Annotated in this window: 15 protein-coding genes; 13 read left to right on the forward strand and 2 right to left on the reverse strand. The window is 61.9% G+C overall.

What is annotated here, in order from left to right; translation table 11 throughout:
* The first annotated feature begins 57 nt into the window (after positions 1 to 57).
* Genes FE781_RS12460 through FE781_RS12470 form a run of 3 tightly spaced genes read left to right on the forward strand, consistent with a single transcriptional unit; the run spans position 58 to position 3491 of the window.
* Entirely contained in the window at positions 58 to 1059 is a 1002-nt protein-coding gene (locus tag FE781_RS12460; RefSeq protein ID WP_138789958.1) for a thiamine pyrophosphate-dependent dehydrogenase E1 component subunit alpha, read from the forward strand.
* Between the two features lie 37 nt (positions 1060 to 1096).
* A complete protein-coding gene (locus FE781_RS12465; protein WP_138789959.1) occupies positions 1097 to 2077 on the forward strand; it encodes an alpha-ketoacid dehydrogenase subunit beta in 981 nt (326 codons plus the stop codon).
* Between the two features lie 16 nt (positions 2078 to 2093).
* Positions 2094 to 3491, forward strand: a complete 1398-nt coding sequence (locus FE781_RS12470) for a dihydrolipoamide acetyltransferase family protein (RefSeq protein ID WP_138789960.1) — start codon at positions 2094 to 2096, stop codon at positions 3489 to 3491.
* A 149-nt stretch (positions 3492 to 3640) separates the two neighbouring features.
* On the opposite strand, the gene FE781_RS17515 is transcribed toward FE781_RS12470, so the two are convergent.
* Positions 3641 to 3739 (reverse strand): DUF4044 domain-containing protein, encoded by a 99-nt coding sequence (locus FE781_RS17515; RefSeq protein ID WP_170209531.1) that lies wholly within the window; start codon positions 3737 to 3739, stop codon positions 3641 to 3643.
* Positions 3740 to 3816: 77 nt separating this feature from the next.
* Between FE781_RS17515 and FE781_RS12475 the strand changes: the two genes are divergently transcribed.
* The 3 genes from FE781_RS12475 to FE781_RS12485 are packed head-to-tail and all read left to right on the forward strand — an operon-like array spanning position 3817 to position 6471.
* Entirely contained in the window at positions 3817 to 4962 is a 1146-nt protein-coding gene (locus tag FE781_RS12475) for a M20/M25/M40 family metallo-hydrolase (protein WP_138789961.1), read from the forward strand.
* 17 nt (positions 4963 to 4979) lie between these two features.
* Positions 4980 to 5861 carry a sensor histidine kinase gene (locus tag FE781_RS12480; RefSeq protein ID WP_138789962.1) on the forward strand — a complete coding sequence of 294 codons (882 nt, stop codon included), beginning with the start codon at positions 4980 to 4982 and terminating at the stop codon, positions 5859 to 5861.
* Positions 5830 to 6471 (forward strand): response regulator, encoded by a 642-nt coding sequence (locus tag FE781_RS12485; protein ID WP_138789963.1) that lies wholly within the window; start codon positions 5830 to 5832, stop codon positions 6469 to 6471. The genes FE781_RS12480 and FE781_RS12485 overlap by 32 nt, the downstream gene beginning before the upstream one ends.
* A 12-nt stretch (positions 6472 to 6483) precedes the next feature.
* Here FE781_RS12485 and mciZ read toward each other — a convergent pair whose 3' ends face one another.
* Positions 6484 to 6657 carry a Z-ring formation inhibitor MciZ gene (mciZ, locus tag FE781_RS12490; protein WP_138789964.1) on the reverse strand — a complete coding sequence of 58 codons (174 nt, stop codon included), beginning with the start codon at positions 6655 to 6657 and terminating at the stop codon, positions 6484 to 6486.
* A gap of 77 nt (positions 6658 to 6734) precedes the next feature.
* On the opposite strand from mciZ, the gene FE781_RS12495 reads away from it, so the two are divergent.
* The 7 genes from FE781_RS12495 (at position 6735) to xerD (ending at position 12390) form a co-directional block, all read left to right on the forward strand.
* Positions 6735 to 7292 carry an NUDIX domain-containing protein gene (locus FE781_RS12495; RefSeq protein ID WP_138789965.1) on the forward strand — a complete coding sequence of 186 codons (558 nt, stop codon included), beginning with the start codon at positions 6735 to 6737 and terminating at the stop codon, positions 7290 to 7292.
* Positions 7289 to 8458, forward strand: a complete 1170-nt coding sequence (locus FE781_RS12500; RefSeq protein WP_138789966.1) for an endonuclease Q family protein — start codon at positions 7289 to 7291, stop codon at positions 8456 to 8458. Before FE781_RS12495 ends, FE781_RS12500 begins: the two co-directional genes overlap by 4 nt.
* A gap of 93 nt (positions 8459 to 8551) precedes the next feature.
* Positions 8552 to 9205, forward strand: coding sequence for a stage II sporulation protein M (gene spoIIM / locus FE781_RS12505; RefSeq protein WP_246068163.1), 654 nt, complete (start codon positions 8552 to 8554; stop codon positions 9203 to 9205).
* 141 nt (positions 9206 to 9346) lie between these two features.
* Positions 9347 to 9823: a ferric iron uptake transcriptional regulator gene (gene fur, locus FE781_RS12510; RefSeq protein ID WP_138789967.1), complete on the forward strand. Its 477-nt coding sequence runs from the start codon at positions 9347 to 9349 to the stop codon at positions 9821 to 9823.
* Positions 9824 to 9989: 166 nt separating this feature from the next.
* Positions 9990 to 11111, forward strand: a complete 1122-nt coding sequence (gene ald, locus FE781_RS12515; protein ID WP_138789968.1) for an alanine dehydrogenase — start codon at positions 9990 to 9992, stop codon at positions 11109 to 11111.
* Positions 11112 to 11184: 73 nt separating this feature from the next.
* A complete protein-coding gene (locus FE781_RS12520) occupies positions 11185 to 11418 on the forward strand; it encodes a DUF4227 family protein (protein ID WP_138789969.1) in 234 nt (77 codons plus the stop codon).
* A 57-nt stretch (positions 11419 to 11475) separates the two neighbouring features.
* Positions 11476 to 12390 (forward strand): site-specific tyrosine recombinase XerD, encoded by a 915-nt coding sequence (xerD, locus tag FE781_RS12525; protein WP_138789970.1) that lies wholly within the window; start codon positions 11476 to 11478, stop codon positions 12388 to 12390.
* Positions 12391 to 12457 lie beyond the last annotated feature (67 nt).

Raw genomic sequence — 12457 nt, forward strand, 5'->3', positions numbered from 1 at the left:
GAGCGTAACGCCTGATATTAAGACCAGGTCACAAAAAAGCGATCAGGAGGTGGCGGGATGTCGATCGGACAAATGTCGAAACACCGCGAGCTCGGCCTCACCGACGAACAAGTGGTGAAGATGTACGGCAATATGGTGGCCGCGCGGAAGTTTGACGAGCGGGCGACCCTGCTGCAGCGGGCGGGCAAGGTGCCGTTCCACGTATCGGGAATCGGCCAGGAAGCGGCGCAGACCGCCGCGGCTTTTGCAATGAACCGCGAAATCGATTATTTCCTCCCTTACTACCGGGACTACGCTTTCGTATATACGCTCGGCATGACGATGCGCGAGCTGATGCTGAATCTGTTCGCCAAAGCCGAAGATCCGAACAGCGCCGGCCGGCAGATGGTCGGGCATTTCGGCTGCAAGCGACTCCGGGTGGTGACGGGTTCCAGCCCGGTCACGACCCAGGTTCCGCATGCGGCGGGCATCGCGTATGCCGCCAAGCTTCGGGGAGAGAAATGCGTCGCTTATGTCAGCTTCGGCGAAGGCTCCAGCAACCAGGGTGACTTCCACGAAGGCGCGAACTTTATCGGCGTGCATAAGCTGCCGGTCATCCTGTTCTGCGAGAATAACCAGTATGCGATATCCGTTCCGTATTCGAAGCAGGTCGGAACGGCGAAGATCGCCGACCGCGCGCTGGGGTACGGATTCAAGGGCCTGCGCGTCGACGGCAACGATCCGCTCGAAGTGTACCGCGTCGTCAAGGAAGCCCGCGAGCGCGCGCTGGCCGGCGAAGGCGCCACGCTGATCGAAGCGATGATGTACCGCCTCTCGCCCCACTCCGCGGCCGACAACGATATGTTGTACCGGACGAGGGAAGAGGTCGAGGAGCACCGCAAGCGGGACGGCATTTTGCGTATGCGGGCTTATCTCACGGAATGCGGACTGTGGGACGACGACCGCGAGAACGAGCTGCAGGAGCGGATCAAGGCCGAGGTCAACGAAGCGACGGCCTATGCGGACAAAGCGCCGTATCCGTCGCCGGAGGATACGCTGCTTCACGTGTACGGGGACTGATCCCTTCATAGGTTTTTAGGAACAAGGAGGCCGACCGATGGCGGTTATCACGTATTTGGAGGGCATCCGCTCCGCGATGCAGGAGGAAATGGAGCGCGACCCCAATGTGTTTGTGCTTGGCGAGGACGTGGGCAAGGGCGGCGTCATGAACGCCACCAAAGGCTTGCGTGACTTGTACGGGGAAGACCGCGTGCTGGATACCCCCTTGTCGGAATCGGCGATCGCGGGTGTAGCCATCGGGGCGGCGATGGTCGGCATGCGGCCGATCGCGGAGATGCAGTTCGCCGATTTTATTTTTCCGGCGACCAACCAGATCATCAGCGAGGCGGCCAAAATCCGCTACCGCTCGAACAACGACTGGAATTGTCCCGTCGTGATCCGGGCGCCTTACGGGGCTACCGGGGGAGGGTCCCTGTACCATTCCCAGTGTCCGGAATCGGTCTTTTTCGGCACCCCCGGCCTCAAGATCGTCGCGCCATCGACCGCCTACGACGCGAAGGGCTTGATGATTGCCGCGATCCGGGACAACGACCCCGTCCTATATTTCGAGCATAAGAAGTGTTATTTGTCGGTCAGCGACGAGGTTCCGGAGGACGAGTACGTCGTTCCGATCGGCAAAGCGGACGTGAAGCGGGAAGGCAGCGACGTGACGGTGATCGCGTACGGCCTGGCCGTCCAGCAGACGCTGGAGGCGGCCGCCGAGCTGGAGGCCGAGGGCATCTCCACGCACGTGCTCGATCTTCGGACGCTCCAGCCGCTTGACGTGCCGGCGATTCTCGAAGCGGCCTCGCGCACCGGCAAGGTGCTGATCGTACACGAGGACAACAAGACCGGCGGCGTCGGCGCGGAAGTTGCGGCGATTATCGCGGAGGAGCTTCTTTACGATCTGGACGCGCCGATCCGGCGTCTGTGCGCCCCGGACGTGCCGGCGGTCGCCATCAATCCGGTCGCGGAGCAATTTTTCCTGTTGAATCCCGATAAAATCGCCGCCGCGATTCGCGAGCTGGCGCATTATTGACGAGAGGAGACGCCATATGAACCGACCTGTTCAAGCGGAACGTGGCACGCCCGTCACGGTGCCGCATCTTGCCGAGAGCCTCGTCTCCGCCGTTGTAGCCAAATGGATCAAGCAGCCCGGGGACCGCGTCGAGCAGTTCGACGTGCTCTGCGAGCTGTTCACGGATAAAGTAAACGTCGAGATGCCGTCGCCCGTCTCCGGGACGCTTGTGGACATTCTCGTCGGCGAAGGCGTGACGGCCGCGGTCGGCGAGACGATCTGCATCATCGCGGAGGATGACGCCGGGACGGCAGGCGGCGCCGGCTCCCCGACTGGCGCCGGCGAACCGGCGGAGGCCGGCGGAGGAGCGGCGTCCGATTCCGCGAAAGCCGACGCGAGCATGCGGGCCCGGTATTCGCCGGCGGTGCAGCGGCTTGCGGCCGAGCATCGGATCGATCTGACGAAGCTGTCCGGCAGCGGGCTGAACGGCCGCATTACGCGCAAAGACGTGGAGCGGGCCATCGCGGAGGGCACGGCGCGGAAGGACGGCGCAGGCGAGAACCGCGCTCCGCAATCGTCCGCGGCGGCCCCGGCCCCGGCTCCTGCGGCCTGGATACCGGCGAGCGAGCCGGTCGTCGGCAACATCCCGCCCGTTCCGTTGCGCACGACGGGCATTCATCTGAGCTCGAACCCGCCGCTGCCGCAGATCGAGGTGCAGTCTGCCGGGCCGTCCGCGCGGAACGAGACGTATATCGACATCACGCCGATGCGCAATCTGATTGCCAGCCGCACCCGCCAGAGCGCGACGGAGATCCCGCACGCCTGGACGATGATCGAGGTGGACGTCACCAATCTCGTGCTGCTGCGCAACCGGATCAAGGAGGAGTTCCAGCGGCAGGAAGGCATCAACATCACGTATTTGCCGTTTGTGCTGAAGGCGGTCGTCAACGCGCTCAAAGACTACCCGATCATGAACTCCGTGTGGGCGACGGATAAAATTATCGTCAAGCGGGATATCAACCTGTCGCTGTTCGTCGGAACGGAAGACTCGGTTGTCGGTCCCGTCATCAAGAAAGCGGACGAGAAAAACATCGCAGGCCTTGCCCGGGAGATCGACACGCTGACGAAAAAAGCGCGCAGCGGCAAGCTGACGCTGGACGACATGCAGGGCGGAACGTTTACCGTGAACAACACGGGCGCGTTCGGTTCGATCCTGTCCTATCCGATCATCAACTATCCGCAAGCGGCGATTCTGACGTTCGAATCGATCGTCAAACGTCCGGTCGTCATCAACGACATGATCGCGGTCCGGTCGATGGTGAATATGTGCCTGTCGCTGGACCACCGGATATTGGACGGCGTCATCTGCGGGCGGTTCCTGCAGCGGGTGAAGGAGAACTTGGAGAGCTACGGTCCGGATACGAAGCTGTACTAACTTCGAGGCGAATATCGTTCGGCCGGTGTTCCGGGAAGCGGATATCGGCCGAACGTTTTTTTGTCCCCGGATCAAGGAAGCGGAACGGCATAAAGCCCGAGGCTTTGGAGCCTCGGGCTTGCATCGCGCTGCGGGTCGACGGGCATCGGTCAGGTGGACAAGACGTTGACGGCGAACAAGACGACCGATGAGAGCATGGACAATAGCATCAACCAGACGACAAATTTAACGAGACGTTTCGGGATCAAGTTGATTCGTCCTTTCATTTCGTTCATACTGATTTTAAGTTCATTTTAACGCATATGAAGCAGGGAGGAAAGTTCGGATGGTAAATCAGCAGCGGCTGGTGGACGAATTTATCGAACTCGTGAAGATCGACAGCGAAACGAAGGAGGAGCGGGAGATCAGTCTGGCCCTGAAGCGAAAATTCACGGAGCTGGGCTTGACCATCCGGGAAGACGAGGCGGGAGCGAAGACGGGACACGGCGCGAACAACCTGTTCGCGACGCTGCCCGCGACGCCCGATGCGGCGGACGCCCCGCGGATCTTTTTCACGTGCCATATGGATACGGTCGCTCCCGGCAAGGGCATCAAGCCGCAGATCGGCGAAGACGGATATATCCGCAGCGACGGCACCACCATCCTCGGCAGCGACAACAAGGCGGGAGTCGCCGCTCTGCTTGAGCTGATCCGCGTGCTCAAGGAGCGCAACATTCCGCACGGCCAACTGCAATTCATCATCACGGTCGGCGAGGAGTCCGGTCTGGTGGGCGCGCGGGCGATGGACCCCAGCCTGATCGACGCCGACTTCGGCTACGCGCTCGATTCCAGCGGACATGTGGGCATGATCGCGGTAGCCGCTCCGACGCAGGCCAAAATGAAAATCACCTTTATCGGCAAGTCCGCGCATGCCGGGGCCAATCCCGAGGACGGCATCAGTGCCATCCAGGTCGCCAGCAAGGCGGTCGCGCGGATGAAGCTGGGCCGGATCGACTCCGAGACAACCGCGAACATCGGCCGCTTCGAAGGCGGCGGCGAGACGAACGTCGTCGTCGAAAAGGTGGACGTATACGCCGAGGCCCGTTCGCTGGAGAACAGCAAGCTGGAGACGCAGATCGCCCATATGAAGGAAGCCTGCGAATCGGCGGCGGCGGAGTTCGGCGCGAAAGTCGAGTTCAACAGCAACGTCATCTACGCGGCTTATAAATTCACCGAGGAGGACGACCTGGTCGGCTATGCGATGGAGGCGATCCGCCGCATCGGCAAGACGCCGAGCACGTTCCATACGGGCGGCGGCAGCGACGCCAACGTGTTTAACGGCTTCGGCTTTCCGACGGTCAACATCGCCATCGGGTACGAGGACATCCATACGACGCAGGAAAAAATCAAGATTTCCGAGCTGGTGGACACGGCGAAGCTGGCTGTCGAGCTGGTGCAGGTGATCGCCGCTTCCGCCAAGGCCAAAGCTTGAGACGGGGCTGAGGACGGATGCGTCCCCGTCACATCAAATGGTTGATCCTGTTGATTCCGACGCTGACCATCGGGTTGTGGGAGTATATCCGTCATGAATTTCTGCTGCCGTATTTGTCGATGGATGCGGGGAACTGGCTGGCACCCGTCATCGTATTCGGCGTGACGCTGGCGGTGATTGTCCCGTTGTTCTCGCTGCTGGAGGAGACGGAGGAAGAGCTGAACGCGTCCATGCGCAGCGAAGCCGTGCTGCGGGAGCGGGAAAAGTTCGCAAGGGAGCTTCACGACGGGGTGGCGCAGTCGCTGTTCCTGCTGTCGGTGCAGGCGGACCGCCTGCAGCGCGGGGTGGCCGAGGGGGCGGCCGACATCGGCGCGGAGCTCACCGGTCTGCGACGGACGATCCGGGAGACGGACGAATATGTGCGGCAGGCGATCGCGGGGCTGCGCGGCGATCCGGACGCGGCCGGAGAAGAACCTTGGACGGATACGATCCGTTCGATGTTCGGGGAGTTCGAGCGCAATACTCGCTGCATGCTCGATTGGCGCTGGGAGCTGCCGGACCGGCTGCTCGGCCCCCGGGAAAAAATCGAGCTGTTCTCCAGCTTGCGCGAAGGCCTCATGAACGTGCGCAAGCATGCGAAGGACGCGGCCAACGTCCGCGTGCGCGCGGCGGCCGACCGTTCCGGCGGCTGGACGCTGACGGTGGCGGACGACGGAACGGAATTCCCGCAGGAAGACGGCGGAAGCGAGCGCTTCGGCCTCGATATGATCCGGAGGCGGGCCGCCGAATTCGGGTGGCTCGTCTCGTTCGGCCGCGAAGGCTCGTGGACGGTGCTGTCGATAAGCAAGCCGGGAGGAGGCGGCAAAGATGCAGCCGTATCGGGTGTTGATCGCCGATGACCATGCGCATGCCCGCAGGGGCATTCGGGAAATCATTGAAGAAGATCCGCTGTTCGAGGTGGTCGGCGAAGCGAAAAACGGCCTGGAGGCGTATGAGCTGACGGGAGAGGTCATGCCGGACCTGATCCTGATGGATATCCGGATGCCGGAAGCGGACGGGCTGGAGGCGACCAGACGAATCAAATCGAAGTATCCGTACGTCAAGATCGTAATGGTGACGGTATCGGACGATGTCGCCGACTTGTTCGAAGCGATCAAACGGGGCGCGCAAGGCTATCTGCTCAAAAACTTGTCCCCTTCGTCATGGCTGGACTATTTGAAGGCGGTCGCGATGGACGAGGCTCCGATGTCCCGCGAATTCGCTTCGCGCCTGCTTGACGAATTCGCCGCCAAGAGAAGGGCCGAGAGCAAAGCGGACGATCCGCTGACCGCCCGCGAGCGGGAAATTCTCGAATGGGTCGCCCGGGGCAAGTCGAACCGGGAGATCGGCGACGAGCTGCACATCTCGGAGCATACGGTGAAAAACCACCTGAAAAACATTCTGCAGAAGCTGCATCTTCAGAACCGCGTGCAGCTCACCCGCTACGCGTACGAACAGGGCTGGGTGTGAGCGGCGTCCGGCCTATAGCCGGTTCAGCCACTCGCGCAGCGTGGGATGGACCGGGGCGACGGGAACGCCGGCGGACGCTTTGGCGGCATGCGAGGAAGCTTCTTTGACCCAGCCGCGCAACGCGCGGCGAATCTCCCATCCTTTGCCGACCAGGCGAATTTCTTCGTTCGTGCGGTAAACTTTCATGGCCGAAGCTCCTCCTATCAACTCGTCGTTTCCGATTTACCAGATTCCTATGCGAGCCCAAGGAGGAACAGAACCGAATGAGCTCATCCAATCTTTTCGAAGAAAAAACCGTTCGCACCGAACAAATCTTCCAGGGAAGAATCATCTCCCTGCAAGTCGACGAGGTCGAATTGCCGAACGGATCGATCGCGACGCGGGAGATCGTGCGCCATCCCGGCGCGGTGGCCGTGCTGCCTATCAAGGGCGACCGCATGATCGTTGTCGAGCAGTACCGGAAACCGCTCGGCAAAAGTCTGGTCGAGATTCCCGCCGGGAAGCTGGACGGCGGCGAAGATCCGCTGGAAGCGGCCAAGCGGGAGCTGATGGAAGAAACGGGCTATACATGTCCTACGATTCGCCATGTGGCTTCGTTCTATACGTCGCCGGGATTCGCGGACGAACTGATCCATCTCTATGTGGCGGACGAGCTGGTGCCGGGCCAGGCGAACCCGGACGAAGACGAGTTTCTGGAAGTGACTGAAGTAACGCTCGACGAAGCGAAAGCGTTGATCCGGGAAGGACGCATCGAAGACGCGAAGACGATTATGGCCGTATACGCCTGGCAACTGTACCGGTTGACGGGATCGTACGCATGATGCGCGAGCTGACGGCGGATCTGCACATTCATATCGGGCGCACGGAGAAAGGCGCTCCCGTCAAAATCAGCGGCAGCCGAGATCTGACGTTCCGCAACATCGCCCGCGAGGCGTCCGCCCGGAAGGGCATCGACATGATCGGCATCATCGACTGCCAATCCCCGGACGTGCTGGAGGAGATCGCCGACCGGCTCGAAGCGGGAGAGATGCGGGAGCTGCCGGACGGCGGCATCGCCTACCGGGATACGGTTATTGTGTTGGGCAGCGAGATCGAGGTATGCGACCCGGGTTTCGGAGCGGCGCATGTGCTGGCGTACATGCCGTCGCTGGAGGAGATGGCTTCGTTCTCGGGCTGGCTGGCGTCCCGCATGAAGAACGTCAGGCTGAGCTCCCAGCGGGTTCGGGTGACGGCCCGGGAACTTCAGGAGCGGGTCATTGCGGGGGGCGGGCTGTTCGTGCCCGCCCATATTTTTACCCCGCACAAAGGCATCTACGGCCATGCGGCCGAGCGAATGTCGATGCTGCTCGATCTGGACGGCGTCTCGGCCGTCGAGCTCGGCTTGAGCGGCGATACCGAGCTCGCGGGATATTTGTCCGAGCTGGACGCCTTCCCGTTCCTGACGAACTCAGACGCCCATTCGCTGCCCAACATCGCCCGCGAATACAACGTGCTGAGGCTGAAGGAGGCCAGCTTCCGCGAGCTCGGCCTCGCGCTGAAGGAAGCCGAAGGGCGCGGAATCGCCTGCAACTACGGCCTTCATCCCGCCCTCGGCAAGTACCACCGTTCCTACTGCGCGGCCTGCGACAAGGTGTGGGAAGCGGCGGACGCCGTTCACGACCGTTGTCCGGGCTGCGGCGGCCGGATCGTTCGGGGCGTGCTCGACCGCGTGCTGTCGATCGCGGACCGGGATCGCCCGCCGGCTGCCTCCATGAGGCCTCCCTACATTCGGCAGGTTCCGCTGCGCTTTATTCCCGGCGTCGGGCCGAAGCTGCTGGAGAAGCTGCTGGCCGTATTCGGCACCGAGATGGCCGTGCTGCATCGCGCCTCGCCGGACGAGCTCGCTTCGGCGGTCGGAGACGCTCTGGCCGAGCGGATCGTGCTCGCCCGAGAGGGACGGCTGTCCATCTCGCCCGGAGGCGGAGGCACGTTCGGCAAGCTGTTGTAGAGAAGCCCGGCGCAATTGCCGCAGGTCCCATTCAGTCATACCGCTATCCTTGCGCTCATAAGCTGAACTAACGGGACAGGGGAGGCGGAGCGATTGAAAGACCTGGCGTTCGGCATTCGGCAGCAACTGCAGACGCAGTTGCCGTTGTTTATTTTCGTATTCGTCCTGTTCGCGATGGGCGTTCTGTTCGGCGCGTTTCTGGTTCAGGCGCTGACGCTGGAGCAGAAGGAGGAAATGTCGCGGCACCTCGGTTCGTTCTTCCAATCGGTCATGCTGGACGAGCCGGGAAGCGGGCAAGGCTCCGCTTTTCTCGCGGCCTTTTCGCTGCACGTCAAGTGGCTGGTGCTCATCTGGCTGCTTGGTTTGTCGGTGATCGGACTGCCGTTTGTGCTGCTGCTCGATTTTCTGAAGGGCGTGCTGGTCGGATTTACTGTCGGCTATCTGACCGGACAGCTATCCTGGAAAGGTTTGCTGGTGGCGATGATTGCCGTCTTGCCGCAAAATTTGCTCGTCGTGCCCGCGTTGATGGCGCTGAGCGCGGCTTCCGTCGTGTTTTCGTTTCAACTGGTGAAATACCGTCTCCTGCAGCATCCCGGGATCGGATTGAAGCCGGCCTTCGGCCGATATGCCCGCACGGCGGCGCTGGCCGCGGCTGCGGTGGCGTTCGCCGCGTTGTTCGAGGCGTACGCTTCGCCCTATTTGCTGCAGTGGATATCCCCGATGGCGGCGGCCGGCTTGAAGGGCTGACGCCGGTTCTTCCGGTTCGGACAAGCGTTGACTTTGTTCGGAATGACCGCCTATAATAATAGAAAGATCAACTTGTATAGGCGTTGGCCCGTGTTGGCGGCCGGCATGAATGGCAGCCCGGCGAACGGGATGGGAGGCCGGATGGAAGATCGAATCGAGAAAATCAAGCAGCAGTTGCAATCGCAGGGCTACAAGCTGACCTTGCAGAGGGAAGCGACGGTACGCGTACTGCTCGAGAATGAGGAGGACCATCTCAGTGCGGAGGACGTCTTCATGCTCGTCAAGGACAAAGCACCTGAGATCGGTCTGGCGACGGTGTACCGGACGCTGGAGCTGCTGACGGAACTGCATGTCGTGGAGAAAATGAACTTTGGAGACGGCGTCGCGCGGTACGATTTGCGCAACGACAGCGCGCATCACCATCATCACCATCTGATCTGCGTGCAATGCGGAGCGTTGGACGAGATCATGGAGGATTGGCTGGAGCCGCTTGAGATACGTGTGACGGAGGAGTTCGGGTTTACGGTGCTGGATCACCGTCTGGACTTCCAGGGCATCTGCAGACGCTGCAACGAAAAAAACAAAGCACAGCAACCCCCGCAAGAGGAGTCCAAGTGACGCGGGCGAGAGAAGGCTGTTCCGGCATCGACTGACGCCGGAACAGCCTTTTTTCGCATCGGCGGGCCGAATCCTCTATTTTCCGCGCCGGGTTTCGGTTACAGCCGTAACGACTGGAATATGACTATAGGAGAAAGGCGCATTCAGGAAAAGGAGTGGTCGCGTCATGAATCGAAGCTGCGTCGTCGGCGTGCCGAAAGAAATCAAAAACCATGAATACCGCGTGGCCCTTACGCCTGCCGGCGCGCATGTGCTGAGCGAAGCGGGACACCGCGTGCTTGTCGAGACCAAAGCCGGGGAGGGCAGCGGATTTTCCGACGAGGATTACGCCAGGGAGGGCGCGCAAATCGTGCCTTCCGCCGCGGAAGTGTGGGCGAACGCGGAACTTATCATGAAGGTGAAGGAGCCTTTGCCGGAAGAAATTCCGTATTTCCGCAGCGGTCAGTTGCTTTTTACGTATCTCCATCTGGCGGCCGTGCCCGAGCTGGCCAAAGCGATGGTCGACAAGGGCGTCACCGGGATCGCGTACGAGACGATCCAACTGCCGGGCGGCGGATTGCCGCTGCTCACCCCGATGAGCGAAGTGGCGGGCAGAATGTCCGTTCAGGTGGGGGCGCGGTTTCTGGAGAAATTTTACGGCGGCCGCGGCGTCCTGCTGGGCGGCGTACCCGGCGTTCCGCCCGGCAACGTCATCATCCTCGGCGGCGGCATCGTCGGCACGAACGCCGCCAAGATGGCGGTCGGACTCGGAGCCAGCGTCACGATCCTGGAACGCAGCGCGGAGCGGATGCGTTACCTGGACGATATCTTCGGCGGCCGCGTCCACACGCTGATGTCCAACCCTTATAACGTCGCGGGCGCCGTGCAAAAGGCCGATCTGCTGATCGGCGCCGTGCTGATTCCCGGCGCGCGGGCTCCCCGGCTGGTGACCGAGGAGATGGTCCGCACCATGAAAAAAGGAGCGGTTATCGTCGATGTGGCCGTCGATCAGGGCGGATCGATCGAGACGATCGACCGGGTCACGACGCACAGCGATCCGATCTATCTCAAGCACGGCGTCGTTCATTACGCGGTGGCCAATATGCCGGGAGCGGTGCCGCGCACGTCCACGCTCGCTCTGACCAACGCCACGCTGCCGTATGCGCTGGAGCTGGCGAACAAGGGCTTCGATCAAGCGGTCGCGGACAATGCGCCCCTGCGGCTGGGCGTTAATGTGCACCGGGGAGCCGTTACGCACCAGGCGGTCGCGGAAGCGGTGGGGCTGCCGTATACGCCGCTGCAGGTGTGAGAAACGGGGCGCGGCGTCTCCCGGAATAATCGGCGGCGTCCCGTCATACACTTGCGGAGAGGAGGGACGGGCCATGATCGTATCGATCCGCCGCTGGATGGCGCGCATCAAATTCGCGATCGGACTGGTCGTCTTGACCGTCGCCGTGTATTACGCTCTGTCGGCGCTGACGTCGTGGATCGAACCGACCAACCGCTACAAGGAGCCGAGCGGCCGCGCGGTGAAGGCGTTTAACCCGGAGCTGTCGGGCATCGAAGGGGACAGCATGCTGGAGCGGCTGTTATTTTTTTATCGAACCGGCGAATAAAGCAGGAATTGGCGGCTCCGTTGTGGTAAATGTTAACCTACGACGGAGGGACCGAACATGAGACATCGATTGGAGCTGTTCCTGCGCGATCTTGCGGTGGAGCGGGAGCTCTCGGCGGGGACGCTCGAAGCGTACAGGCGCGATTTGACGCAATTTATCGATTTTGCCGAGAAGCAGGGCCTCTCCGAGCCGGATTCGGTCACGAGAGCGACCCTGTCTTCTTATTTGCAGCAGCTTCGCGTCCGGGGACGTTCTGCGGCGACGACGGCGAGGGCCGCTGTATCGCTGCGTTCTTTTTTCGCCTATTTGACACGGGAGAGACATATCCGGCGCAATCCGGCGGAACGGCTTGAGTCCCCCCGGCTCGAACGCGAGGCCCCCGCAACACTCGAACCGGGCGAAGTCGAGGCGCTGCTCGCCGCGCCCGAGCCGGATACGCCTTACGGGCTGCGGGACAAAGCGATGCTTGAATTGCTGTACGCCTGCGGGCTCAGAGTGTCCGAACTGACGGCACTTGACGTAGGCAGCGTGCATCCGGAGCTCGGATTTATCCGCGTCGTCGGCAGCAGGGGACGGGAACGGATCGTGCCGATCGGCCGCCATGCGGTCGAAGCGCTGCAGGCGTATGTGGAGCGCGGGCGTCCGGCGCTCATCCGGTCGGGCTCGGACGGGGAGACCGCCCTGTTCCTCGGACATCTGGGGACACGCTTGACTCGTCAGGCATTTTGGAAGATGATCAAGTCGAGGGCGGCGGAAGCCGGCATCGCCAAAGCGATATCGCCTCATATGCTGCGGCATTCGTTCGCGGCTCATCTGGTGGAGAACGGCGCCGACCTCCGGGCGGTGCAGGAGATGCTCGGACACGCCGACATCTCTTCCACGCAAGTGTACTTGCAGGCGCAGACGGCGAAAGTCCGCATCAGCGAGGTATACAACCGGGCCCATCCGAGATCGGGCTCCCGCAAGCGATAACCGAATCGTCCCGAACGGGACCGGATTGAACCGTGGATGGGAACGCAATTGGAACGGAAAGAGGCGA

The organism is Paenibacillus thermoaerophilus (assembly GCF_005938195.1).
Lineage (GTDB): Bacteria > Bacillota > Bacilli > Paenibacillales > Reconciliibacillaceae > Paenibacillus_W > Paenibacillus_W thermoaerophilus.